The following is a 22,639-nucleotide window of genomic DNA, read 5'->3' on the forward strand; positions in this document are numbered from 1 at the left end:
GCTATGGCAGTCTTTCCAGGACTAAATGTTTTCACCCAAAGCAACTCATTTTTGGGAAACTTGCACTGATTGGAAAGGAGAACTAGAACAATGAAAAAAAGGATCGCGTTGCTGTTGTTGACAATCTTTATGGTTTCCACCCTGACCTTCCCAGCTCTGGCCGAATATTCGAGTTATAGCAGCCTTAAAGCTCGAAATACCTATGGCAGAGACTACAGGATCGTAACCCGGGACCGCGCTTCGTCTAAAGCGGTCATCGCCATCCATGGCGGGGGTATAGAGTTTCATACCGATGATATTGCCTCTGCCATAGCATCCCGGGGAGGCTACGATTACTATGGTTTTATCGGCTTGAGAAAAGGCTTCGGATTGCATATCACCTCCACCAAATTCAGGGAAGCCCGGGCTGTAAATTTGGTTAGAAAATCGACCCGCACCGTTGCCATCCATGGCTGCGGGGGTACCAGCCGGGCTGTCACCTATGTGGGCGGTCGCGACAAATATCTGGGCAACAAAATCAAAGCTGAATTACGGAAGGCAGGGTTTAATGCCGTCACTGCTCCCGCCCGCCTGGCAGGAAGTTCCAAGGCCAACATCGTCAACCGCAACAGGATAGGCAAGGGTGTACAACTGGAACTCAGCTCTCCCATGAGATCTAAACTTGCCAAGAACCGCACTCTGTTCAACCGCTATGTGAACGCCGTCAACCGGGCTATGTAGGTAAAACGACACCAGGGTGCATTTTCCCGTGTCAATTAAATCGCCGCATATAACGTGGGCACAAGGATTTCTCCGAAAAATCCTTGTGCCCTTTTATTTTCCCGGAGATCAATGATCACTCCGCTTTTCTCCGTTCTCCTCCTTGATATATCCGGTGGTCGGATGGCTTTTTGGCAGGGGTCTATGCATGAGTTGTACCATTTCCGGGAATGAATAGTAGACTGAAGCCGATCCCCTTATATACAATTGTAGGAAAGAGTTCATGAAGGAGCAAAGCATGTATGAACAGATCAACGCCATCGTCGCAAACTGAACAATTGTCACCTTTTATTGTCATGGAGGTCTTGGAGAAAGCCCAGGCCATGATGTCTCAGGGTGAGGACATTATCCATCTGGAGGTGGGCGAACCCGATTTCTCTACGCCTGAGCCCGTCAAGGAAGCACTGCTGCAGGCCATCAAGGACAATGACACCCATTACACTCACAGTATGGGAAAACTGACCTTGAGGGAGGCCATCTGCGAGCATTATTGGAATAAATACCGAGTCGAGATCACCCCTGAACAGGTACTGGTCACTTCCGGAACCTCGCCGGGAATGTTGATCATGTTTTCAGTCCTTTTAGAGAGGGGGGAGGAAATAATACTGCCTGACCCCTATTATGCCTGCTACCCCAACTTCATCAATTATGTGGGTGGTAAAACGGTTTTCCTGCCAGTTTCTGAAGAAGACGGATTCAAATACCGGCCCGATGTCATCAAACAGCACTTGAGCCCGCTTACTCGGGCGGTATTGCTCAACTCCCCAGGCAATCCTACTGGCGTGGTGTTTAGTGCTGCAGACCTAGAATCTCTGGCCCAACTTGATACTATTATTATTGCTGACGAGATTTATAATGGGCTTATATATGAAGGTGAACAACATACTATCCTCGAATACACCGACCAGGCCTTTGTGGTCAATGGTTTTTCCAAGCTCTATGCTATGACCGGATGGCGTCTGGGCTATGTGATTGCGCCTCGCCAGTATATACGAGCCATGCAGATAATGCAGCAGAATTTTTTCATCTGCGCCTCCTCATTTGCCCAGGAGGGAGGCATCGCTGCCCTGCGCCAATGCGAACCCGATGTGCAGAGAATGCTGGAGATATATAATAAGCGCCGCCTCTATCTGTTAAGCCGCCTAAAAGATATGGGAATAGCTACCCGGCATGATCCTCAGGGAGCCTTCTACGCACTTGCCAACGTCAAGCAATATACTGCTGACTCCTACCGGTTCGCTTTTGACATCCTCGAGCAAGCCAAAGTGGCGGTCACTCCCGGCATAGACTTCGGGCCCAATTGTGAGGGCTATATCCGCTTTTCCTATGCCAACTCCCTGGAGAACATTAAAGAAGGGCTGGATCGGCTGGAAGCGTTTCTAATAAGCCTGAAATAGAACGTAATAGCAGCGCTAGTATCGAAAAGGGCCGCAGGCACAAATCTCCTGCGGCCCAACTGCAATCAGCAAATGCCTTCGCTTAAGCTTTTTTCTTAGCCATCATGGTAGTCTGGTATTCAATAACCTGCTGACCACGCTGATTATAAGTCTTGTTCTTATAAATGAAAAGATTCATTTCCGGGTTCTTGGTAGGGCGGAAATCAACCACTTCGGCGTTTGCAGTCAGGGTGTCTCCGAAGAGGACCGGAGTAGTAATTTTAACATTGTCGATTCCAATATAAGCATAGATTTCATATCCGACATCTTCCAGCAAGTAGGCTATGGTATCGGCATGATGCACCAATCCATCAGCCACTGTAAAAATAATCGGACCGGCCAGAGAGCGTTCTTTAAACCAGGTATTTTTTGCGTATTCCGAATTGCTATGTACCGCCATATTGAACCAGGTCAGTTGATGAAGAATGGAAAAATCTCCTACATCAAGGGTACGGCTAACCTTACAAGGAATTTTGGTACCGGGTGCCAGTGTGCCATTACTCATTTAACTTCCCCTCCTTAATTTATACTGCCTATTTTATCCCCCGCAGGGAATTGCAGAACAAGCATGGACTCCGCCTTAATTCACGTACACCCCTCAATCAACGCTTGATTGCGCTTGTATACTGATTAAGGCCATCTGCTCATAACCTGTGCGGAAAGTCTCTAAACCCTTATTTGAGGCCTCGGCCGCATGCAGTGACCTCATCCCCATGAGTTCATTAAAGCCTGCCCGCCATACTAGGTACTCTCCTCATCTCCATCTTAGTTACCAGCTCGGCGCTTAACCACCACCTCCCCGGATCAGACTCTGCCAAGGGCTCTCCAGTTTAAAGCATTGGCCTGTCTCACCGCCTCAGATCAATAAGCCTGGGACAGGAAAAAGAGGACTGTCAAAGCCTTCGATTGGAAGGTTCTGACCCGTGCCGCTCAAATGCTTAAAATACTGTCTAAATGGTTTTATCTATATTAAGCGGAAATCGTTAGAAACGGGTAGTCATCCCACAAGTCTTACATTTCTATACTATACATTAATAGCTATTATTGGTGTGCAGGTCATGGTACATCTCTCTAAATTCCATCGCACTGCCGCTGTCCACCTAAAATATTGGCAGGAATAAGCTGATTATTATGCTATAAAGAGTGTGTCTGGTGGGTTACAAATAGCTTAACATACCCCTGGGCTTTAGTAAATTTTAATAAAATCCAAAAACACAGCTTATTTCTCTACCATCGTCACTGGCCTGAATCCGATCCACAGACTCCATGCCGTCTTTTTCCATTTTTCTTTCAATCCCGATATTCGGAGCGCTACCCAGCTCTGCGGGGCTTCGTGATCCTCCCGAAGTAGTATACCCGGTTAATAAAAGTTTCCTTTCACTCGGCACTTGTGCATTCATTTCGAGGTTGGCATTACTTGTCTAAGTATCCGAGTCCAAAGTGCTTCTTAGAGGTTGATAGCAGAGGAATATGTGCAAGGTTAAGCAAAATACGTAGTATTATATAAAGGCAAAACTTACAGGCAGGTGAAGCAGCATGATTTCCATATTCTTATTGGCAGTTGTGGTTGTGGTCGTATTCCTGGCCCTGGCATTTATATCGGCCGCAGCGGTAAAAAATGAACCTCACGAAGGAGGAGAAACGATGGTCAGAAAAGTCTATGTATACCTGGTACTGTTCGCAACCTTAATGATGATAATCGGTGGGAGCGTTGCCGCCTTTATGGCCGCGACCGACCTGATAGCCCCTGCCCCCTATCACCAGACTTACGCAGAGTTCAGACAGTTTGGCGGCAATGACAAAACCCTTAACCCCAGCTCACAGGATTTAACTGAGGATGAATGGATGGCCAGGTATCAGAACTTAGTAGACGCAGAAAAGCAACGGCAGGCTGACCGGGCAAAGAATAATCTGATCAAAAGCCTGGGCTGGGTTATTATTCCTCTGCCGGTCTTCATATTCTTCCAGCGCCGTTTCCTGGGTCAACCTGAACAACACTGACCAGACCGGTCTCAAGATGATCAGCGCCCTTCCGGTAGACTCTCTTTTTGAGCATTATTTTAAAAAAATCACCACTACCGCTTCTACCGAACAAAAAAGACCCTTATCGGGTCTTAATTAGGGTGCTGATTATTTTGTTTACTGTCCAATATAAAACCGGGCATAATCAAAAAGGCTGAGGGCTTCGCAGTCCTAAAATCATCCTGCGCCTAGCGGCTTGGAGTCCCCGTAAACTCCAGGTTTCTTACAGTTATCACCCTCTTTTTCAGGACAGTCGTTGTCCTGGGTATGTTTGAGCACTTTTTCAATCTTTTTAAGTTCATCTTTACCTGACATATTTTCCCTCCTTTGTGCATTTAGCTTGGATTTACTTTTAGTATTATTGTAATTCTGGTTTTCTATTCTACGTTCGCAACCTTGCACCACATCTCAAAAGCAGCCTATAAGTTTAGGTGATTTCCCCAACCTCAAGCCAGGGCGTATTTTTTGTTATAATCCTGTTAAGGAGGTGATTATATGCCAAAACTGCCAATTTTGGTCGTGTTGTTAGTGCTGTGTTTGGCAGCTGGCTGCAGCTCGGTCGATCCCCAACCCGGCAACAATAACACACCTATTGAAAAAACAGCTGGAAGCCCTTCAAGCAGCTCCGGAAGTGTGAAGCTGGTTGAAGCCTATCCAAACCTCACTTTCAATCAGCCTCTCGATTACCACCCCGCCAATGATGATAAGGGCAGAGTATTTGTTGTCGAAAAGACCGGCACAATACTGGTATTCCATAATGATCCTCAGGTTCAGACCACGCATGTATTTATGGACCTGACCAACCGAGTAGACAGCAGATCCCCGGAAAAAGGCTTGTTGGGTTTTGCTCTGCACCCAGATTATCAACACAATGGCTTTTTCTACGTAAACTATACCGATCAGAATAGCACCGTCATAGCACGCTACCAGGCAGATCCTGGCGACCCTAACCGGGCTTTGCCGTCCAGCGAAAAGATTATTCTCACCTTTCCCCAACCGTATGCCAACCACAATGGAGGGCAACTGGCCTTTGGTCCCGACGGTTATCTCTATATCGGCAGCGGAGATGGCGGAGCGGCAGGCGACCCCCAAAATAATGCTCAAAACCTGGGCAACTTATTGGGTAAAATTTTGCGTATCGACGTTGACCGTTCTGCTGACGGTATGGCCTATGCCATACCGCCGGACAATCCCTTCTTTGCGAATAAACAGGGTTTTAGAGAAGAAATCTATGCTTATGGGTTAAGAAACCCCTGGAGATTCAGCTTCGATCAGGTTCGTGGCTGGCTTTGGGCTGCGGATGTTGGCCAAAACAAGGTAGAAGAGATTGATATTATCCATAAAGGTGCCAATTATGGGTGGAATAGAATGGAAGGCAGTCTTTTCTATCCATCCACAGCTTCATTTGATACTACCGGATTTACCATGCCGGTATGGGAATACCAGCATCCCCAGGGCAATTCCATTACCGGCGGATACGTCTATTACGGCAAATCAGCTCCCAGCTTGAATGGATGGTATGTATTCGGTGATTTTGTCACCGGGATGGTCTGGGCGGTAAGGCTTGATGAAAATATGAAGGCAGAAAGTCGCACCTTGCTTGATACTGATTATAATATTTCATCATTTGGACTTGATCAAAATAACGAACTGTATGTACTTGATTATAATGGCAAAATATATAGACTAGTGGAGTAAAGCCCGGCAAATGTCGGTGCGGTAATGATGATATGTCTTACTGGCTTTTAAAAACCGAACCTGAAGATTACTCATGGGATGACCTTATAAAGGAAAAAGAGACGGTTTGGGAAGGTGTCAAGGCTCCTAAGGCTTTGTCCAATATTCAAAAGATGGAGCCCGGCGACCTGGCCTTCATATATCACACCGGTAAAGAAAGGGCCATAGTGGGGATAGCGGAGATAATCAGTTACCCCTACAGGGATGCTCAGGAATCGGGATTGGTCTTTAAGGTGGTCCCGGTAAAACCGCTGTCCCAAAGGGTGACTCTATCAGAGATAAAGGCCAGCCAGCAGTTTAACGACTGGGACCTGGTTAAGTTGCAGCGCCTGTCTGTGGTGCCGGTAACCCCTGAACAGTGGCATAGTATAATCAATTGGAGGTAGACACTCTGGTTAATCATAATAGCCCAGCGGACAGTGCGTAGAGCATTAACAGAATAACAGGCAGTGACAACCCGTTCGGGGTAATCACTGCCTGATGGTTGATTTGATACTCTAAGATCACTGCATATGCCTGGAAAATTGTTTAATGGTCATCCATATTTCTTCTGGGGTCATGCCTTCGGCACTGACTACCGGTGCGTCGATCCTGATGTCGGTCATACCCAGAAAGTTTCTGTCCATACCCGATAGAATCACCGCATCGACCTTCTGGTTTTGAGCGGCATCGATATCTATGATCCGGCATCCCTGCTCGCTCAGGTAATTTTTCACCGGTGCCAGTCCATCGTCAACTGCAACGACTTTGTTCAACCTGTCACCTCCCAGCCAAATAGTATCTATATTATGTGGTTACAAGACCGCCTTTATGCCTGGTCAGCTGGACTGCTGCCACCGGTTTTGTTGCCGCCGATATCCAAGTTGACATCATAGTTTTAGCATTTTTTTTGCTTTGGCACTTAAGGTCTGCTTGCAGCGGGGATATTCTTCCCATGGATCTATGCCTGATTTCAGCCGCTGGCTGAGGTTGGCAATGGTCCAATGCGCCCCTCCGCTTAACATGGGGAGTTCCTCCCAGGAGCAAGGCAATGATACTCCCAGGCCTGGCCGCGCCCTAGCTGAGAAGGCAGCCACTGTCGTTGCACCGCGGCTGTTGCGAATATAATCCACGAATATTTTGCCTATACGGTTGCGCGGACCGCTCAGGGAAGCGAAGCGATCAGGCAGAACCGCGGCTAGATGTTGCGATACGGCTCTGGCAAAATCCCTGACTGCCTCCCAGTCGTGGCGTGGAGATAACGGCACCACAATGTGCAGCCCTTTGCCGCCGCTAGTCTTTAAAAAACTGCGTAAACCCAATTCTTCCAGCAAGGTGCGGGTAAGTTCAGCAGCTTCTTGCATGGTAGGCCAACCGACTCCCTCTCCGGGATCCAGATCCAAAATCATTCGGTCTGGCTGGTCGATCTTACTGGTAGTGGCGTTCCAGGTATGAAATTCGATGACATTCATCTGTACGGCTCCGAACAGGGCTTTCACCGAGTCTACCTCAATCATGGCCTTATGCCCGGGATCCAGCTCCAGATCCAGGCGCTTCAGTTCGGGGATGTGCATGGTATCGGCATGCTTCTGGAAGAATAACTGCCCTTCCACCCCTGACGGTGCACGCAAGAAGGATACCGGACGATTCTTTAGGTGAGGCAGTATCCATTTTGATACCATTTGATAATACTCCACCAGATCCTGTTTCTTCAGGCCAGTACTGGGGTCTACCACTCGTTCCGGATTAGTAATTTTGTGATCAGCGGTGCTGGAAGAGATTGGTTTAGGTTCAACAGAAGCTCTGCCTGCTTTGCTCCTGGAGCGCGGCAAGGGCCCGGCTGCTTCACGAGTGATCGATTTTGCCGCTATGTCCTGGCGCAATCCGCGGTATACGGCCTGCCGCAGCCTGCCGTCGGGAGTCCATTCAGCGAAAGAAACCTCTGCCACCAGTTCCGGCCTGACCCAATGTCCTTTAACATCTTTCGGTTTCTCATGCAACGCGGTCTGGTCAGTTGCCAGACTGGATAGTTTATCTTTTAGCATACGCATAGTCTTATGGTCGAACCCCGTTCCTGCCTTTCCAGCATAGCGCAGCTTCCCCTCCTCATCATGAACCCCTAGAATCAGCGAGCCAATAGCCCGACCGGGATCCTTGGAGTCGGTATATCCTACCACCACAAACTCCTGGCGGTGATCGCATTTTAGCTTGACCCAGTTCGCTGACCGGGCGGAAACATAAGTGGAATCACGACGTTTGCCAATTATCCCCTCCAAGCCCATCTTACAGGCGCTTTTAAATATCTCGCTGCCGCTGCCTTCAAATGCATCGCTGAATTTTATCAACGGACTAGTGGATAGAGCCAGGACTTTTTTTAACAGCTCACGCCGCTCAGACAGGGCTGATTGGCGGAGGTCAAAGCCGTTATAAAAAGGCAGGTCGAACACAAAATAGCGGATGTCACCGACCCGGGAGGAATCGAAGGCATTTTGCAGAGCGGCAAAGTCAGGGGTGCCGTCTGCCCTAAGCATGACGATCTCACCATCCAGCCACCCCGGTTCGATCTTGAGCCCTCTGAGAGCTGCTGCCAGGCCTGACAACTTTTCAGTCCAATTGTTGCCATTGCGTGTATATAAAGCCACCCTGCCTTCATCAAAGTGGGCCAGAATACGATAGCCATCGAACTTTATCTCATAACTCCAATTATTATCTGATGGGATTTCCTCCACCAGAGTTGCCAATTGCGGCGCAAGAACTGACGGGACTGGGCCGGTTTTAGCCCCGGCGGGTATTAATGGAGCTTCGCTTTGAGTCAGCACACTCCCAGGCAGCCTGTCAACCACATCTTCCCCGGAATTCGGCTCGGCGAAATTGTCCTTTTCCTTTATGAGCAGCCAGCTTTCTTGTTTTACTTCCGTTTTTTCTTTAATGCGCACCAGAGCCCAAGCCCCGTTAAGCTTCTCACCACTCAGGCGGAATTTCAAATTTCCGGCAGCCAAGCTCTTAAACGGATCCCCCACTGGCTCCCATACACCCCTGTCCCAGATTATCATACTCCCGGCACCATACTGTCCGAACGGAATGATGCCTTCAAACTGGGTATAATCCACAGGATGATCCTCAGTCCTCACCGCCAGGCGCTTTTGTGCGGGATCCAGGCTGGGACCTTTGGGAACCGCCCAACTTATTAAAACCCCATTAAGCTCCAGGCGAAAGTCATAGTGGTGACTGCGGGCATCATGTTTTTGGATCACAAAGGACAGCCTGGAATTTTCCCTATCAGCATCACCTTCAGGCTCCGGAGTATTTGCAAAGTTTCTTTTCCGCTTATACGGTGAAAGCGGGTCGACGGATTTTTTCATGAGGTTCCCTCTTTTGCTGCTATTAACTGGTGATCAGGTTTATCTCCAGGCTCGGAAAACCGCGGTTGCTATCCGACCTTATCTTCCTTTGGGTGTTTCTCCCAAATTGCCAGCATCAAATATCACCGCCAAGGTGATTGTATTCATATGCTGTCCGATTTCAAGGGAAACAACGCGATAAAATCCAGTTAACTTATTTTTCACCTGAACGGTAACCCTTGTCATGCACGGCTAATATAATATGATACGGAAATGTCGCTTTCAGGCAGTTTATGGAAGGAGACCAGGTCGAGGATTTGTTGCAGGCGGGTGTGGTTGTGACCGGTTTTCGGAAGATTGGAGCATCAAGATACCTTAACGAGATGGAGGGATTGAAAATGTAGCGAAGGGAGGTGTTAGCATGACTGAATTACAACAGCATTTTCTGTTTTATGTGTTTGTTTATTACCTGATCAAAGGCGGAATCTATATTGCTCTCTATATAGGAACCATTATCGCCGAGCAGGTAGCCCGACAACGGCAGGAAGTCATAAGAAAATACTATCAGAAAAAAAGAGCCGACGAGCGGCAAAAATGGAAAGTGGCATATAGTTTATTTGATGACACCCAAGCTTTGCCAGCACACCAACCGTTAACCTTAGCTCAGCTGGTGAATAACCCCAAGTCTTTCACAGCGTATTCCTTTGTCGACAGCGATGGGCAAAGACCCATAATTTGAACTTCGCATAGTTGTTTTATTGACGGCTGATGGCAAATACTTTTGAGTCGCTATAGTCAAGCCGCTTTATCATTCCCCTCAACGAAGCCTGGCGGAACTGTGCACTGTCGAATGGAAGGAGGGGAAATCCTATGGAATTGTTTGCTTTGAGCGCTGGTCTGGCAGTATCCATCGCTGGCATCGGCGGCGGTATTGGTATGGGTTTGCTGGGTGGCAAATCCTTCGAATCAATAGCCCGGATGCCTAAAATCCGCGAAGAAGTTAGAAAGCTATTATTCGTCTCCTTGGCATTTATCGAAACACTGACCATTTACGGTCTGTTGATAGCGCTGATGCTGGTGGAAAAAATGAATTAATATAAATGGTAGTCTAGTATTTACTTTTCCCTATCAGGCGGGGTCAAGCAACTGGAGACCCGCGCGCCTGACAGGATTCTGCCGAGAGGTCGAGGGAATGGGGACCATCTAACCTCTGGGAGAACAATAGCATAAGGTTTTGACCATAGTAATTGCAGCTATAAATCGTCAGCGATTCCATTGTCCTAATTTGAGTGTTACAGATTTAACAAGCTCAATTGGTCTCTGATATTCTATTCAGGCTGATATAATTTTGTGCACCGATAACTGATATCATAAGTATTTTGTTATAACCCACTCAGGTATTATTAGGTTTTTTACCTCTTTTCGGAGCTGTCGCTCTGGTAACATCACCTCACCCGGCATTGTTATGTTTTTAACAAGCGTACTCGGTCTTCTAATTCCTATAATATGATGTATCAAGCCTTAATGTGCATTCATAGAGGGTTATAAATTTAATACTGACTGTTAAACAGATATGCTCGGAGCTGATTACGCTTAACCCCATCTAATAATCACGATAAATAAGTACCGGGCAGTGCGCATTATGCAGCACTCTGTGGCTTACGCTCCCCAGCACCATCTCTTTAGCCACTGAAAGTCCCCGGCTGCCCATCAGGATGCAATCATACTGATGCGCCTTAGCATACTCCAAAATCTGCACACCCGGGTCGCCGCAGACTACAACTGTATCAACTGCAACGCCCCCCCTTTCCAGACTGGCCTGGGCATTTTCGACCACCATATTGGCTAGCGGTTCTAGCTTGTTGGCATCAGCCACCATGAAATCCATGACCCGCAAAGGCAACGATTGCGCCTGGTCAACACTTATCAAGGTGACAGATGCAGCCATTCCACATTTGGCCAGGTTTTTAGCCAGTTCAATGGCCCCCTGCGAACTCTTGGATCCATCTACTGCTACTAATAATTTGTTAAACAACTGGCTTCATTCCTTTCGATGTTTTATACCCTGTTCACTCTCATACTATGTGGTCTAATGATGAAGCATATCCCGGACTGACATGGTTGCTACTATGTATCTCTGCCTTTAAATTACTATACTTTTGCCCGCCTGAATAGGCCATTTGCTCAATGCCATCGGGCATGGCCACTGCTACGAATGTTATCGGTTTCTGGAGCAGGCAGCACCAGCGGCTTTTACTTCCTGATGTTGAAGAATCGGCCTCCACTGCCGGAGCGGCTTCACTTTGGTAGTCTGCTTTGATGGGGTCTATTTAGTGCAAACGGCTTGGCAATCCCACCTGATATTGATAACACCGCCAAATTATAGCCGTCCCTTCCCTTAAGGTACCATCTGCTAATTCCTCTCATATGATAGCTTAGATAAACGCTAATGGAGGAACTTACTGTGCTCAGTCCATCGATGATCAAAATGGTACGCCGCCATCCCCACAAAATGGACAAAGAACTCCGCAACGCTATGGTCGGTCTCTATCACCCCTTCCGTCGGGTCCCCTGTTTCCTGCATTCCAGTCTGGAAAAGTTATTTAGAAAAACCAAAAAATATGCGGTGATTATTGAATTTCACCATGATCAAGGGGAATTTAAGAGCCAGGTAAAAAATGCGGACACCTTAATTGCTAAACAATTTCGATCCCAGATCAAAAAGCACTTCCCCAGTGTCTACAGTTGTTCTGCAGTACTAACCCCCGCCGCTCTGGAGAAATTGCTGGATAGCACCCCATCTATTAAGAAAATCTATATGGACCGGGAAATTCACACCCTTCTTAACGTTGCCCGTGGGGCGGTCAGAGCAACCGCATCCGCAGTCACTGAATTGACTGGCAAGGGCATCACCATAGCGGTTATCGACACCGGGATCTATGAACACCAAGACTTGGCCGGAAGGATCAAGGCCTTTAAAGATGTGACCAGCAGCAAAACGGCGCCTTATGATGACAATGGCCATGGCACTCATTGTGCCGGAGATGCTGCCGGTAACGGGGCCGCATCCAATGGCAAGTATAAGGGATTAGCCCCGGAAGCCGAGCTGGTTGGAGTGAAAGTGCTCACCAAAACGGGTTCTGGCTCACTTTCTGGAGTTATGGAAGGTGTGCAATGGTGTATCGACAATAAGGATAGATACAATATCAATATTATTACCATGTCGCTAGGCAGCAGTGCAGTCACATCAGCCAGTGACGATCCTATGGTAAAAATCGTGGAAAAGGCTTGGGATCTGGGCATGGTGGTGGTAGTTGCCGCCGGAAATGAAGGACCAGATGAGAAAAGCATTTCCAGTCCCGGTATAAGCCCAAAAGTGATAACCGTTGGGGCTATGGATGACAAAGACACGGTGAGTCGAGTTGATGACCAAATAGCCGCTTTTTCCAGCCGGGGACCTACTGTTGACGGGCTGGTGAAGCCGGATGTGTTGAGCCCGGGGGTGAATATCATCTCCCTGCGCTCACCCAACTCCTTTCTCGACAAACAGAACAAGACCGCCCGAGTCGATAATGACTATTTCAACCTGTCCGGCACTTCCATGGCAACTCCCATCTGCGCTGGCATCGTAGCCCTTATTCTGCAGTCCCACCCCCAACTCAGCCCCGATGAGGTTAAAAAGCACTTGCTGGAGACGGCAGAGAACTGGAATCTGTCGCAGTATGATCAGGGAAAAGGCTACTGCGATGCCGAAAAAGCGGTGAGAAAGCCGTAGCTGGGCCGATAATGATGATTGGCAAATTGCTTATTTCCCTCCGCGGTTTCAACACCAAAACCGATCAGCGCATTTAAGAAACCTTGAAAGCAGATGCCAAAGGGGCCTTGACAGGCCCCTTTATTATTAACAAAACCATTCTCAGGAAGCTCCCTCTTAAACATTACCGTTGTTGATTGGCTCCTACAAACACCATTTAACTTTCATTGTTGCTTGTGACTGCCTGCCTGCTTTATTCTATTGTCAACCCCCTCCGCCTCCAGCAATTACAGCAAGGCCCCGGTGTAATATTTCCAGCATGTCGATGCAGACTTATGTTGAAAGCGGCAATAGCCTAAGATTTAACAACAAATTTACCATGTTCTTATGATTAGACTAGCGAAATTCCTATTACCCATCCCGAAAAAAGTAGAAATTTTGTTTGATGGACCATTTTGGTGCAGGATTTATGGCAACATTGTTGAATAATGTAAATTGATAAGTGAATATACTCCGATCCTTTGAGCCTAAAGTGCCAACCAAGGTTCTCAGGACGATAGGGTAGGTCTGGAAACGGGTCTGCCTCCCGTTGGAAAGGAGTGGGCTGAATCGAAACCGCGATCACAGGGTGCTGTTTTTGTCATTGCACTATTATGATCAGGTTTTGGGATGCTATTAGGTAGACACTAAACCCGGCAGCTCCTGCTGCCGGGTTTTTCCGTGCAGCAGGAGCGCAGTATGAGATTAGTGCACTTGAAATACATGCGTAGACCGAGGAGAAAGAAGGGGGCTGAAACTATGCAGAGGTGGTTGTTAAGCGTAGCCATAGCTTTGCTTGGCGTGTTAATCCTGGGAGTGGGGATGGCATCAGCAGCAGAGGCAGGTGGGAGTGGAAGTGGGGCATCATCCGCATTTGCACTGGTTTCCTCATCGATTCCTGACGGCGCCCATGATGTGCTGCCTGATAGTCAGATACAGCTGAAGTTTTCTAAGAATGTCACCAACATAACTGTTAAAGAAAACAATCAGTCTTGTTTTTCAATGGTTGATAACCTGGGAAACAATATAGCTTTGAATGTCATTATGGCAGATGACCAGTTGGAGAGAGATAAGAGAAACGACATCGTTATTGCACCGGTCAACCCTCTAAGTGAATCCAGGCTGTACACTCTGACCATCAGTGAAAACCTGACCTGCAAGAACGGCCAAACCTTGGAGAAGCCGCAAACTATTACTTTTTCAACCATAGGATATGAATCAAATCAGGCTACAACTCTGCCCGGAACGAGTCAAACCGAGAGCAGTATCGCAAATAAATATCTTTGGCCAGTGACAGGGTTGGTAGTGGTATTGGTTCTGGGTTGGTTCTTACTGAAGAGAAAGCGCTAAGACACGGCATAATCGATGAAAAGCAACAAAATTAGCAAAAAACTATTATTTAGCGCCTGCATATGTATACCTGTGGTGCTGGTCTTTGTCTCCTTATTCATAGGACGATATCCCCTTTCGCTGACCGAGGTGGTGACAATTCTTCAGTCAGGGATAAATTCAACCACCCCGGGGGTTTCTTCCATAAAACATGCTGTAGTATGGGATATGCGTATGCCCAGGGCTCTTATGGCACTGACAGTGGGTGGCGCTTTGGCGGTCAGCGGCGGGGCGCTGCAGGGTGTATTCAGAAACCCCTTAGTGGATTCTGGACTCCTGGGTGTCAGTTCCGGGGCTGGTTTTGGTGCCTGTCTGGCTATCATATTGTTTGACAACATTTTATTTACTTATATTTTGGCCTTTGCTTTCGGCATATTAGCTGTTGTTTTAAGTTATGTCACTGGAAAGATATATAAGACTGCTCCCACCGTTACTCTAGTTCTGGGTGGGGTAATAATTTCGGCAATATTTGCAGCCCTGATATCTTTCACCAAATATGTGGCTGACCCTTATGAACAGCTTCCCGCCATTACCTTCTGGCTGATGGGAAGTCTCTCCCGGGCAAATTACCATGATCTGGCTATAGCCTTAGTTCCAATACTAATAGGTGTAACCGGTATTATGCTGATAAGGTGGCGAATCAATCTGTTATCTATAGGAGAACGGGAGGCAAAAACATTGGGAGTCAATACTGCTCTATGCAGAAATATCATCATTGCCTGCACCTCTTTGGCTACCGCAGGGGCAGTATGCATGAGCGGTATTATTGGCTGGATAGGATTGGTCATTCCTCATATCGGCAGAATGATAGTGGGAAATGACAATCGCATTCTGCTGCCGCTGTGCATAGCCCTGGGCGGGAGCTTCTTATTGATTGTAGACAATATCTGCCGCTCCCTGACTGAAGGCGAGATCCCCCTGGGGGTGCTGACCGCTCTTGTAGGCGGGCCTTTTTACATTTACCTGCTAAAAAAGACCAAGGGGGGTGGAGGATGGTAGCTGCTGTGCTTGAGGTCCAAGACCTGTATTTTGCCTATGATAACAACAGGAAGATATTAGATGGTATCAGTTTTTCCATAGGCCCGGGTGAAATAATGTGTATCTTTGGACCTAACGGCTGTGGAAAAACCACCATGCTTGACTGCATTCTGGGCCTTAACCGAGTGGAAAAAGGACAAATCTTCATTGAAGGCAGAAGCATATCGGATATGAAGATCGAGGAAGTAGCTAAATCCGTGGCCTATGTACCTCAAAAACATGAGCACACTTTCGGCTACACGGTCTTGGAAATGGTATTAATGGGCAGGACTGTTCATACCAATATGTTCGATTCCCCAGGAGAAGATGACATTGTTGTTGCCCTGGACTGCCTCAAGAAAGTCGGTATGTACGGATTTAAAGATAGAGTTTTCAATAACCTCAGCGGCGGAGAGGTACAACTGGTTAAACTGGCTCGAGCGTTGGCTCAGCAGACCAATTTGATTGTCTTCGACGAACCTACCGCCCACCTTGATTTTCGACATGAACTGAATGTGATCAAGTATATGACCAAGCTTATCAAAGATAGCAATAACACGATGTCCATGGTCATGGCAACTCATTTTCCCAACCATGCCTTTTACCTGGAAAGCCAGGGGGTAAAGACCACCGTGGCGATGATGGAAAATGGCCGTTTCGGTGCCATAGGCAGGCCCGGCGAGGTGTTAAATGAAGATAATATGAGCAGGATCTTCAAAATTAGAACCAAGGTCTTTAAGAATCTCGAAAAGGATACTGTGCTTAATTATATGATCCCTTTAGATTTTAGTGACGGAGGACAATGGAATGAATGCTAATAAAATCATTGCCATGCTATTGATCTTGGTTAACCTGGTGTTAGTCTCTGGATGCTCGAGTAGCAAGCCAGTTATGACCACCTCCCCCCAGCATACTTACATAAAAGTCATCGATTGTGTGGGCCGAGAGGTTGAGGTACCCCAAAACCCTGACCGGATAGCCTGTCTTTTTGCGGTATCCGCGCATATGATAGCTATGCTGGGAGACAGCAATAAAATCGTGGCTGTCTCTGAAGGCAACAAAAGGGACTATATGTTTTTAAACATTTATCCGGAGATTGAACAAGCCCGAACTCCCAAGGGCAATGGAAATTTCAACATTGAAGAATTGTTCAAAGACCCTGTCCCGGAAGTAGTCTTCTGTTATACTGATATAGTTCAAGACGCCAAGATGATGGAGAAAATTGAAAAGTTTGGTATCCCGGTCGTGGCTATTAGCTTTAAAACCATGCAAGAGCAGCAATACGCCATTTCGCTTTTGGGGCAGATAATGGGCCGGGAGGAGAAGGCACAGGCTTATAACGATTACTATAATCACATAATCGAACTGGTCTCGCAAAGAGTCCAGGATATACCCGATAGTAGCAAGAAGACCGTTTACCATGCCATCAACGAACTGCTGCGCACCGATACCAAGGATTCTTTGCCCGCCAATTGGCTGCCCTTGACCGGTGTCAAGAACGTTGGGGTAAGCAGCGGTGACGCTGCCCAGAAGAACTTCATATCATTAGAACAGCTATCTTTTTTAGACCCAGAATACATCATCATCAATGGAGTTGATGTAAAAAACTATATTGAGGCTTCGGAAAAACTGCACCATCTAACCGCATATCAAAAAGGGAACATTATTCTGATGCCGTTAGGTGTTTCAAGATGGGGGCATCCGTACTCAATAGAGACACCCTTGGCCATACTGTGGACTGCTAAAACCATATATCCTGACCGGTTTACGGATATAGATATGCTAGAGGAGACAAAGTCCTTTTACAAGCAGTTCTTTAATTACGATTTGAGTGAGGATGAAGTGCAAAGAATCATGGAAGGAAAAGATTTCAAGAAAATTGTAGGAGGAGTAGATGCCAGGAGACACTAAAGCAAAGCTGGCATCTACAGGTGTTAACCCCAAGCACCGCAATGTAGGAACAATAAGGTGCTATCAGGCAAAGGAGATAAAGAAATGACTATTTATATTGCCATAGATGATACTGACAGTGTTGATATTGGGGCCACCGGCCAATCAGCCAATGCCCTGCGTAAAATTATTAAGGATAAGGGCTGGGGGGAGTGCCAGCCAGTAACCCGGCATCAATTGCTATTACACCCAGACATACCATACACCTCTCATAACAGTTCGATGTGCTTTGTTTTGGAGCACAGTCCGGTTGATGTACAAGATCTCATCCGATGTGCAGCGGAATTTTTGGAGAATACCAGCGCACCGGGTTCTGATCCGGGACTTTGTGTAGCTGTGAGTACACAGATTAAGGATGTTGAGCGCTTAATTGCTTTCGGCATTAAGGCCAAAAAAGAAATTGTATCCAAGCAAGAAGCCTATCAGACAGCAGAATATTGTGGTATTCATCTGTCCGAGCATGGGGGCACCGGACTGGGGATAATAGGTGCACTGGCCGGAGTCGCTCTCCGGATGACCGGAAACGATGGCAGATTTCAAGGGAAAATGCAGCTTAAAGAGAGCGGAGAACCCATGGCAATAGGGGAGGTAATTGAGAATACCGAAATTGATGAAGTACAGTCCATAGAGGGGCAGACTTTGAGGCCTGACGATATCATTATTATCGGTGACAAGATAAAAACAGTTTTGCTGGATGGCAAACGCAAGCTGTTGGTGTATCGAAAAAACAATGCTTGGCATACCTGCACCAATAAACACCTGCAGGCGTATTAAAGGCAAGTTTTGGCAGAGCGGAGGTATATGGAAACTTGGAAATATTTGTAGGGATTGATGACTCCCGGCAACTCGACGGCTACAAGGCTGGAGAAACCGCCTCCTTGTTGACCAGGGCTATAGAGGATAAGGGCTGGGGCAAAAGCAAGATACCCAGTCGTCACCGGCTTTATCCCAACCCTGTCATCGGTTATAAAAAGCACAATACCGCCCGTAGCTTTTCAGCTGACATCGATGAGCAATACTTGAATCCTTTTATAACTTATGCCTGCACTATGATAAAATCCAATGTGGCTTCGGGCTGTAATGCCGGACTGGCTGTAGTGGTTCCTGAAAGGATGGTCAACCGCGATGACTTGATCAGCTATGCCTATCGGGTCAAAGAGGAACAGGTCAGCAAGGAAGAGTGTATGCAGTTGGCACAATGCCCGGGTATATATTTATTTGAACTGAGCGGCGACGGGAGGGGCGTAATCGGAGCACTGGCAGCTGCAGGGCTGCGCTTGACCGGCAATGATGGGCAATTTAGAGGCAAACTGAAGCTGGGTCATGAAGAATATTATGTAGCCACAGTTAAGGAGATAATAGATAAAACCTATGTCCAACAGGTCAAGAGCATGGATTTGGTGAGGCTGGAAGACGACGAAACGGTGCGCATGGGAGAAAAGGTAAAGGTGGTTTTGCTCGATAACCTCTATACCCTGATGGTTTTTCCCACTGACCTGGAAAACCCTAAATGGCAGACCAGTACCACCCACATGCTGCGCATGTTTTAAGGGCAATCTTAACATAATGCTACGACTTTTTATGCCTGAACTGGAGATGATTCACTGATGTGGCTGGCAAAAAACAAGGATGAACGTGAGTTTACGGGCGGAAAGACGGACTGGGAGGCGGCTGCCCGCATTGCCGAGCAGTGCTCTGGATTCGAACCGGATGACGAAGACGAACAGACAGCCGATGAGGCGGTGTCCTGTTATAATTGCCGTTATCGGAGATGGACCGTGAAGTCTTTTTCTTGTTTGTTGCCGACGTAGTTATAGGCTCGATGCTTCAGTTAGAGGTACGGCTCTCCCAGCGAATTGCGTCTTGTGATGATTAGAAGCGATTTTTCCGCAGCTTATAGTTGTTAACCCCGACTTCATTTCTCAGCTACCATAATAAGCCGCCAAGATTTTTGCCGGTTATCGGGGGGCCATATCAAACCCTGCATCAGTCTTTGCTGGCACATCTTCAGCATGGCAGCGGAATAATCGCTGCCAAAGACCTTAAAACCCATCTTAATTGGCAGCACCAGGTGCGGCCCGCGCAATACGACCACCTGCTATCCCTAGCTTAGGAGTGAGGCCAGGGGAGGCTGCTTCCGCCTTGGTTATCTGGTTATTACTTGCATTAAAGAAGGTGCGGTTCCAAACTTCAAAACCGCACCTCGAAGAGCGAAATTCTGTCTTGCAGTTTAATAATTAGCGCAAGGCCGCGCCAGCGATGATCATGCGCTGGGCTTCGGAAGTGCCTTCACCGATTTCGGTCAGCTTGACATCGCGGTAGAGGCGCTCCACCTTGGCCCCGGTCATGAAACCATACCCACCCTGGATCTGCACCGCTTTGGAAGTGTGTCGGCCGGCGCATTCTGAACAGAACAGCTTGGCCTTAGAAGCTGCCAGACTAAAGGATTTGCCTTCGTCCTTCAACCAGGCCGCGTACATATATAGGAATCTCGAGGCATCGACATCGGTGGACATATTGGCGATGAACCACTGAATGGCCTGCTGTTTAGCGATAGGCTTGTTGAACTGCACCCGTAGCTTGGAGTATCTCACTGATTCATCCAGACAAGCTTGGGTCATACCAGTGGCCATGGCAGCTATGCCTATACGGCCTACATCCAGCGCGCTCATGGCGATTTTAAAACCTTCGCCCTCTTTGCCCAGGACGCAGGAGGCTGGTACGGCACAATCCTTGAAGCCGACTTCAGAGGTCTGCGAACCTCTGACACCCATCTTGTCAAAATGTTTGCTCACGGTTAGCCCCGGGGTACCCTTAGGAATCAAAAAGGCGGTCATCCCCTTGGCACCGGCAGCACGGTCGGTATAGGCGAAGGCCACGAAAACATCGGCGATTAAGGCATTAGTGATAAAAGTCTTGGTGCCGTTTAGTATGTATTCATCGCCATTTTTTACTGCTGTGGTGGTGGCAGCACTCACATCAGTGCCTGCACCCGGTTCAGTCAGAGCAAAGGCACCAATAACCTTGCCTGCTGCCAGACCGGGCATATACTGCTGCTTCTGTTCTTCGCTGCCAAAAGTGAGGATGGGGTGTCCTACCAGACCATAGCTGTATGAATGGAGGAATCCGGTGCTTCCGCAGGAGCGGGCCAATTCTTCAGTAACCATCATGGTGGTCACAAATTTCTCCCCGCCGCCGCCGTACTCGGTGGGATAAGAAATACCCATCATGCCCAGCTCTCCCAGCTTCTCAAATATCTCTACAGGCTGACGGCAGTTGGCATCAATCTCTGCGGCTGCGGGTTCAACGTACTGCAAGGCGAACTCGCGAATGTTAGATTTGATAAGTTCCTGTTCTTCGGTGAGCTTGAAATCCATAATAACACCTCTTTCATCTTAAATCATACCAATACTTGCCATGACAAAAAGATGCTGAGACCGGCGAAATAAAGATATCTACCTTTCAGTTTATCAGCACTCTTGTCCTATTTCCATATACAAATTCAGCGTCGATGTCCCTGTCAGTAGGGCTGACAGGGTAAATATCCCATTTTTATGGGGACTTGTGAAGATGTCCTCCCCGCCCGCTGGGGGTCATATCTGATAAAAATCGGGACCATTTTAGCTAATGGTATAATTTACCTGCAAAAGGCTATTACTTCGCTTATAAATAATTGGTATAATTGAGTAAGGAAGTGTAGTTTCGATGGCGCAGCAATATCGGCCTTCGAAACTGCTTTTTTATTACTCTATAGGGATTTTGAGAGGTCTGACCTTCGTAAAGGAGGATGCTTAATGTTTAAAGTCAATGATTATGTGGTTTACGGCATGACCGGAGTATGCCAGATTTCCGCTATCGGCAAAGACGAGTATGATAAGGATAATGACACCCAATACTACGTTTTGACTCCGGTTTTCAGCAGCAATATGACAATCCGGGTTCCGGTGAACAGTAAAAAGCTGCATATGCGGCCGGTGATGACCAAAAAGGAAGTGCTGGCCTTGATAGCGTCTATGCCCGAACAGGAGACCCTGTGGACAGATGACGACCGGCAGAGAGCCGCCAGTTTTCAGACAGCACTCCGGTCCGGAAAAAGCGAAGAGTGGATAAAACTCATCAAGACGCTGCACACCGAAAAAGAATACCGCTCATCAATTGGCAAGAAACTCACCAAGACAGATGAGGATCTGATGAATAATGCGGAACGGCAGCTAAACCAAGAATTTGCCATAGCCTTGGGCATTGACCCAGAAGAGGTGCTGGACTTCATCCTGGAACATGTACCGAAAAAAGTAGAGGCTTAAGACAACATAAGGGCAATCCTGATACAACTTATGGCTGCATTTGTAAAAGCCCGCAGTAACGTCAATCATGTCATTTGAGGTTATCGCTGACCCCTATGCTTCTATAGACAAGATCCTCCAATTGTTATTTTTATGCCATCTGAAGGATTTCCGCTGTGATTATTACAGCTATTTAAGAGGCCGGAAGGCCTCTTAAATAATGCCTAACGATTGACTAGACCAGGAGCAGACCATCTAAATTAAGAACTTCGATCTTTCGGTGCGGTTTTTGCCTGATATATCCCGCTTCTTCAAACTCCGTTAATTTGCGGCTGATTGTTTCGGGAGTTGTCCCCAGGAAAGAAGCCAAGTCCCTTTTACGCATCGGCAATACAAACTCCAGCGGTGATTCTTCGCCGTCGAGACACTCAGCTATGAAAAGGGCCAGTCTGGTTTCGACCTTCTGAGTAGAAACCCTGGTGGTTTGTGTCTCCGCTTTTTCCAGCCGACGTGAAAATTCCGCTAGGAACTTCAAAGAGATGGAAGGGAATTTCAAAAGAAATTTCTGTAAATTCGTGCGCGTAATCAGGCATACTTCGGTGTTCTCCACCGCTTCTGCATAAGCTTCATGAACAGACTCACTGAATAAGGCCAGTTCCCCCGTAAAATCCCCGGGACCCAAAAAACGCACTAATTGTTCCTTACCTGTTTCAGATAAACGATAAATCCTTATTTTCCCTCTCCTGACAATATAGAGCGAGTCTGATTGATCTCCAGCCCGATAGATGATCTCGCCCTTTCTGTATGACTCTGACTGAATCGCAGCTGCTATTTCAGCCATTTGCCAATCTTCGAGATGATTAAATATCGGCACCAAATATACACATGACCGGTGTTCTTCAAAATCACACTCATGTTGGCTCATTTCAAATC

24 protein-coding genes and 1 riboswitch are annotated in these 22,639 nt (G+C 47.4%); of the genes, 16 read left to right on the top strand and 8 right to left on the bottom strand.

Annotated features, from left to right (window positions below; translation table 11 throughout):
- Positions 1-90 precede the first annotated feature (90 nt).
- Positions 91-720 (top strand): poly-gamma-glutamate hydrolase family protein, encoded by a 630-nt coding sequence (locus AC15IQ_RS01490; RefSeq protein ID WP_483176857.1) that lies wholly within the window; start codon positions 91-93, stop codon positions 718-720.
- Between the two features lie 281 nt (positions 721-1,001).
- Positions 1,002-2,156, top strand: coding sequence for a pyridoxal phosphate-dependent aminotransferase (locus tag AC15IQ_RS01495; protein WP_483176859.1), 1,155 nt, complete (start codon positions 1,002-1,004; stop codon positions 2,154-2,156).
- Between the two features lie 82 nt (positions 2,157-2,238).
- Here the strand turns inward: AC15IQ_RS01495 and AC15IQ_RS01500 are convergent, their stop codons facing one another.
- The gene (locus tag AC15IQ_RS01500; protein ID WP_483176860.1) at positions 2,239-2,700 is read right to left on the bottom strand and encodes a hotdog family protein; all 462 of its coding nucleotides are present in this window, start codon (positions 2,698-2,700) and stop codon (positions 2,239-2,241) included.
- A 1,031-nt stretch (positions 2,701-3,731) separates the two neighbouring features.
- Between AC15IQ_RS01500 and AC15IQ_RS01505 the strand changes: the two genes are divergently transcribed.
- Positions 3,732-4,196 carry a hypothetical protein gene (locus AC15IQ_RS01505; protein ID WP_483176862.1) on the top strand — a complete coding sequence of 155 codons (465 nt, stop codon included), beginning with the start codon at positions 3,732-3,734 and terminating at the stop codon, positions 4,194-4,196.
- Between the two features lie 198 nt (positions 4,197-4,394).
- Here AC15IQ_RS01505 and AC15IQ_RS01510 read toward each other — a convergent pair whose 3' ends face one another.
- Complete coding sequence (locus AC15IQ_RS01510; protein WP_483176863.1) at positions 4,395-4,532, bottom strand: hypothetical protein; 138 nt, start codon at positions 4,530-4,532, stop codon at positions 4,395-4,397.
- A gap of 180 nt (positions 4,533-4,712) precedes the next feature.
- Here AC15IQ_RS01510 and AC15IQ_RS01515 point away from each other — a divergent pair, with 180 nt between their 5' ends.
- Both AC15IQ_RS01515 and AC15IQ_RS01520 read left to right on the top strand, forming a co-directional pair.
- On the top strand, positions 4,713-5,915 hold the full coding sequence (locus AC15IQ_RS01515) for a PQQ-dependent sugar dehydrogenase (RefSeq protein WP_483176864.1): 1,203 nt from the start codon (positions 4,713-4,715) through the stop codon (positions 5,913-5,915).
- Between the two features lie 32 nt (positions 5,916-5,947).
- On the top strand, positions 5,948-6,340 hold the full coding sequence (locus AC15IQ_RS01520) for an EVE domain-containing protein (protein ID WP_483176865.1): 393 nt from the start codon (positions 5,948-5,950) through the stop codon (positions 6,338-6,340).
- A gap of 117 nt (positions 6,341-6,457) precedes the next feature.
- Here the strand turns inward: AC15IQ_RS01520 and AC15IQ_RS01525 are convergent, their stop codons facing one another.
- The gene (locus tag AC15IQ_RS01525; RefSeq protein ID WP_483176866.1) at positions 6,458-6,709 is read right to left on the bottom strand and encodes a YkuS family protein; all 252 of its coding nucleotides are present in this window, start codon (positions 6,707-6,709) and stop codon (positions 6,458-6,460) included.
- Positions 6,710-6,823: 114 nt separating this feature from the next.
- Positions 6,824-9,295, bottom strand: a complete 2,472-nt coding sequence (gene ligD, locus AC15IQ_RS01530) for a DNA ligase D (protein WP_483176867.1) — start codon at positions 9,293-9,295, stop codon at positions 6,824-6,826.
- Between the two features lie 400 nt (positions 9,296-9,695).
- Between ligD and AC15IQ_RS01535 the strand changes: the two genes are divergently transcribed.
- A complete protein-coding gene (locus AC15IQ_RS01535; protein ID WP_483176868.1) occupies positions 9,696-10,013 on the top strand; it encodes a hypothetical protein in 318 nt (105 codons plus the stop codon).
- Positions 10,014-10,144: 131 nt separating this feature from the next.
- A complete protein-coding gene (gene atpE / locus AC15IQ_RS01540; protein ID WP_483176870.1) occupies positions 10,145-10,369 on the top strand; it encodes an ATP synthase F0 subunit C in 225 nt (74 codons plus the stop codon).
- Positions 10,370-10,877: 508 nt separating this feature from the next.
- Here the strand turns inward: atpE and AC15IQ_RS01545 are convergent.
- Positions 10,878-11,309 (bottom strand): universal stress protein, encoded by a 432-nt coding sequence (locus AC15IQ_RS01545; protein ID WP_483176872.1) that lies wholly within the window; start codon positions 11,307-11,309, stop codon positions 10,878-10,880.
- A gap of 429 nt (positions 11,310-11,738) precedes the next feature.
- Between AC15IQ_RS01545 and AC15IQ_RS01550 the strand changes: the two genes are divergently transcribed.
- From AC15IQ_RS01550 to AC15IQ_RS01585, 8 genes are all read left to right on the top strand, one after another.
- On the top strand, positions 11,739-13,049 hold the full coding sequence (locus tag AC15IQ_RS01550) for a S8 family peptidase (protein ID WP_483176873.1): 1,311 nt from the start codon (positions 11,739-11,741) through the stop codon (positions 13,047-13,049).
- A 478-nt stretch (positions 13,050-13,527) separates the two neighbouring features.
- A riboswitch (molybdenum cofactor riboswitch) is annotated at positions 13,528-13,644 on the top strand.
- 182 nt (positions 13,645-13,826) lie between these two features.
- Positions 13,827-14,417, top strand: a complete 591-nt coding sequence (locus AC15IQ_RS01555) for an Ig-like domain-containing domain (protein ID WP_483176874.1) — start codon at positions 13,827-13,829, stop codon at positions 14,415-14,417.
- A 15-nt stretch (positions 14,418-14,432) separates the two neighbouring features.
- On the top strand, positions 14,433-15,455 hold the full coding sequence (locus tag AC15IQ_RS01560) for a FecCD family ABC transporter permease (protein WP_483176875.1): 1,023 nt from the start codon (positions 14,433-14,435) through the stop codon (positions 15,453-15,455).
- A complete protein-coding gene (locus AC15IQ_RS01565; RefSeq protein ID WP_483176876.1) occupies positions 15,449-16,291 on the top strand; it encodes an ABC transporter ATP-binding protein in 843 nt (280 codons plus the stop codon). Before AC15IQ_RS01560 ends, AC15IQ_RS01565 begins: the two co-directional genes overlap by 7 nt.
- Positions 16,281-17,384, top strand: a complete 1,104-nt coding sequence (locus AC15IQ_RS01570) for an ABC transporter substrate-binding protein (RefSeq protein ID WP_483176877.1) — start codon at positions 16,281-16,283, stop codon at positions 17,382-17,384. The genes AC15IQ_RS01565 and AC15IQ_RS01570 overlap by 11 nt, the downstream gene beginning before the upstream one ends.
- 84 nt (positions 17,385-17,468) lie before the next feature.
- Complete coding sequence (locus AC15IQ_RS01575) at positions 17,469-18,197, top strand: hypothetical protein (protein WP_483176878.1); 729 nt, start codon at positions 17,469-17,471, stop codon at positions 18,195-18,197.
- A gap of 35 nt (positions 18,198-18,232) precedes the next feature.
- Positions 18,233-18,973 (top strand): hypothetical protein, encoded by a 741-nt coding sequence (locus tag AC15IQ_RS01580; RefSeq protein ID WP_483176880.1) that lies wholly within the window; start codon positions 18,233-18,235, stop codon positions 18,971-18,973.
- Between the two features lie 57 nt (positions 18,974-19,030).
- The gene (locus tag AC15IQ_RS01585; protein WP_483176881.1) at positions 19,031-19,234 is read left to right on the top strand and encodes a hypothetical protein; all 204 of its coding nucleotides are present in this window, start codon (positions 19,031-19,033) and stop codon (positions 19,232-19,234) included.
- Between the two features lie 104 nt (positions 19,235-19,338).
- Here the strand turns inward: AC15IQ_RS01585 and AC15IQ_RS01590 are convergent, their stop codons facing one another.
- Positions 19,339-19,509, bottom strand: a complete 171-nt coding sequence (locus AC15IQ_RS01590; RefSeq protein ID WP_483176882.1) for a hypothetical protein — start codon at positions 19,507-19,509, stop codon at positions 19,339-19,341.
- Between the two features lie 151 nt (positions 19,510-19,660).
- Entirely contained in the window at positions 19,661-20,800 is a 1,140-nt protein-coding gene (locus tag AC15IQ_RS01595; RefSeq protein WP_483176883.1) for an acyl-CoA dehydrogenase family protein, read from the bottom strand.
- Positions 20,801-21,217: 417 nt separating this feature from the next.
- Between AC15IQ_RS01595 and AC15IQ_RS01600 the strand changes: the two genes are divergently transcribed.
- Entirely contained in the window at positions 21,218-21,727 is a 510-nt protein-coding gene (locus tag AC15IQ_RS01600; protein WP_483176884.1) for a CarD family transcriptional regulator, read from the top strand.
- 214 nt (positions 21,728-21,941) lie between these two features.
- Here AC15IQ_RS01600 and AC15IQ_RS01605 read toward each other — a convergent pair whose 3' ends face one another.
- Positions 21,942-22,631 carry a Crp/Fnr family transcriptional regulator gene (locus tag AC15IQ_RS01605; protein WP_483176885.1) on the bottom strand — a complete coding sequence of 230 codons (690 nt, stop codon included), beginning with the start codon at positions 22,629-22,631 and terminating at the stop codon, positions 21,942-21,944.
- Between the last annotated feature and the right edge of the window lie 8 nt (positions 22,632-22,639).

This window comes from Syntrophomonas sp. DTU019, assembly GCA_913757435.1.
Lineage (GTDB): Bacteria > Bacillota > Syntrophomonadia > Syntrophomonadales > Syntrophomonadaceae > DTU019.

Coding starts and splice junctions, on each gene's coding strand:
- AC15IQ_RS01605 (WP_483176885.1), bottom strand. CDS start 22,631: ATGAGCCAACATGAGTGTGATTTTGAAGAACACCGGTCATGTGTATAT.
- AC15IQ_RS01560 (WP_483176875.1), top strand. CDS start 14,433: ATGAAAAGCAACAAAATTAGCAAAAAACTATTATTTAGCGCCTGCATA.
- atpE (WP_483176870.1), top strand. CDS start 10,145: ATGGAATTGTTTGCTTTGAGCGCTGGTCTGGCAGTATCCATCGCTGGC.
- AC15IQ_RS01505 (WP_483176862.1), top strand. CDS start 3,732: ATGATTTCCATATTCTTATTGGCAGTTGTGGTTGTGGTCGTATTCCTG.
- AC15IQ_RS01520 (WP_483176865.1), top strand. CDS start 5,948: ATGTCTTACTGGCTTTTAAAAACCGAACCTGAAGATTACTCATGGGAT.
- AC15IQ_RS01600 (WP_483176884.1), top strand. CDS start 21,218: ATGTTTAAAGTCAATGATTATGTGGTTTACGGCATGACCGGAGTATGC.
- AC15IQ_RS01500 (WP_483176860.1), bottom strand. CDS start 2,700: ATGAGTAATGGCACACTGGCACCCGGTACCAAAATTCCTTGTAAGGTT.
- AC15IQ_RS01495 (WP_483176859.1), top strand. CDS start 1,002: ATGAACAGATCAACGCCATCGTCGCAAACTGAACAATTGTCACCTTTT.
- AC15IQ_RS01490 (WP_483176857.1), top strand. CDS start 91: ATGAAAAAAAGGATCGCGTTGCTGTTGTTGACAATCTTTATGGTTTCC.
- ligD (WP_483176867.1), bottom strand. CDS start 9,295: ATGAAAAAATCCGTCGACCCGCTTTCACCGTATAAGCGGAAAAGAAAC.
- AC15IQ_RS01585 (WP_483176881.1), top strand. CDS start 19,031: ATGTGGCTGGCAAAAAACAAGGATGAACGTGAGTTTACGGGCGGAAAG.
- AC15IQ_RS01570 (WP_483176877.1), top strand. CDS start 16,281: ATGAATGCTAATAAAATCATTGCCATGCTATTGATCTTGGTTAACCTG.
- AC15IQ_RS01565 (WP_483176876.1), top strand. CDS start 15,449: ATGGTAGCTGCTGTGCTTGAGGTCCAAGACCTGTATTTTGCCTATGAT.
- AC15IQ_RS01515 (WP_483176864.1), top strand. CDS start 4,713: ATGCCAAAACTGCCAATTTTGGTCGTGTTGTTAGTGCTGTGTTTGGCA.
- AC15IQ_RS01535 (WP_483176868.1), top strand. CDS start 9,696: ATGACTGAATTACAACAGCATTTTCTGTTTTATGTGTTTGTTTATTAC.
- AC15IQ_RS01510 (WP_483176863.1), bottom strand. CDS start 4,532: ATGTCAGGTAAAGATGAACTTAAAAAGATTGAAAAAGTGCTCAAACAT.
- AC15IQ_RS01595 (WP_483176883.1), bottom strand. CDS start 20,800: ATGGATTTCAAGCTCACCGAAGAACAGGAACTTATCAAATCTAACATT.
- AC15IQ_RS01555 (WP_483176874.1), top strand. CDS start 13,827: ATGCAGAGGTGGTTGTTAAGCGTAGCCATAGCTTTGCTTGGCGTGTTA.
- AC15IQ_RS01575 (WP_483176878.1), top strand. CDS start 17,469: ATGACTATTTATATTGCCATAGATGATACTGACAGTGTTGATATTGGG.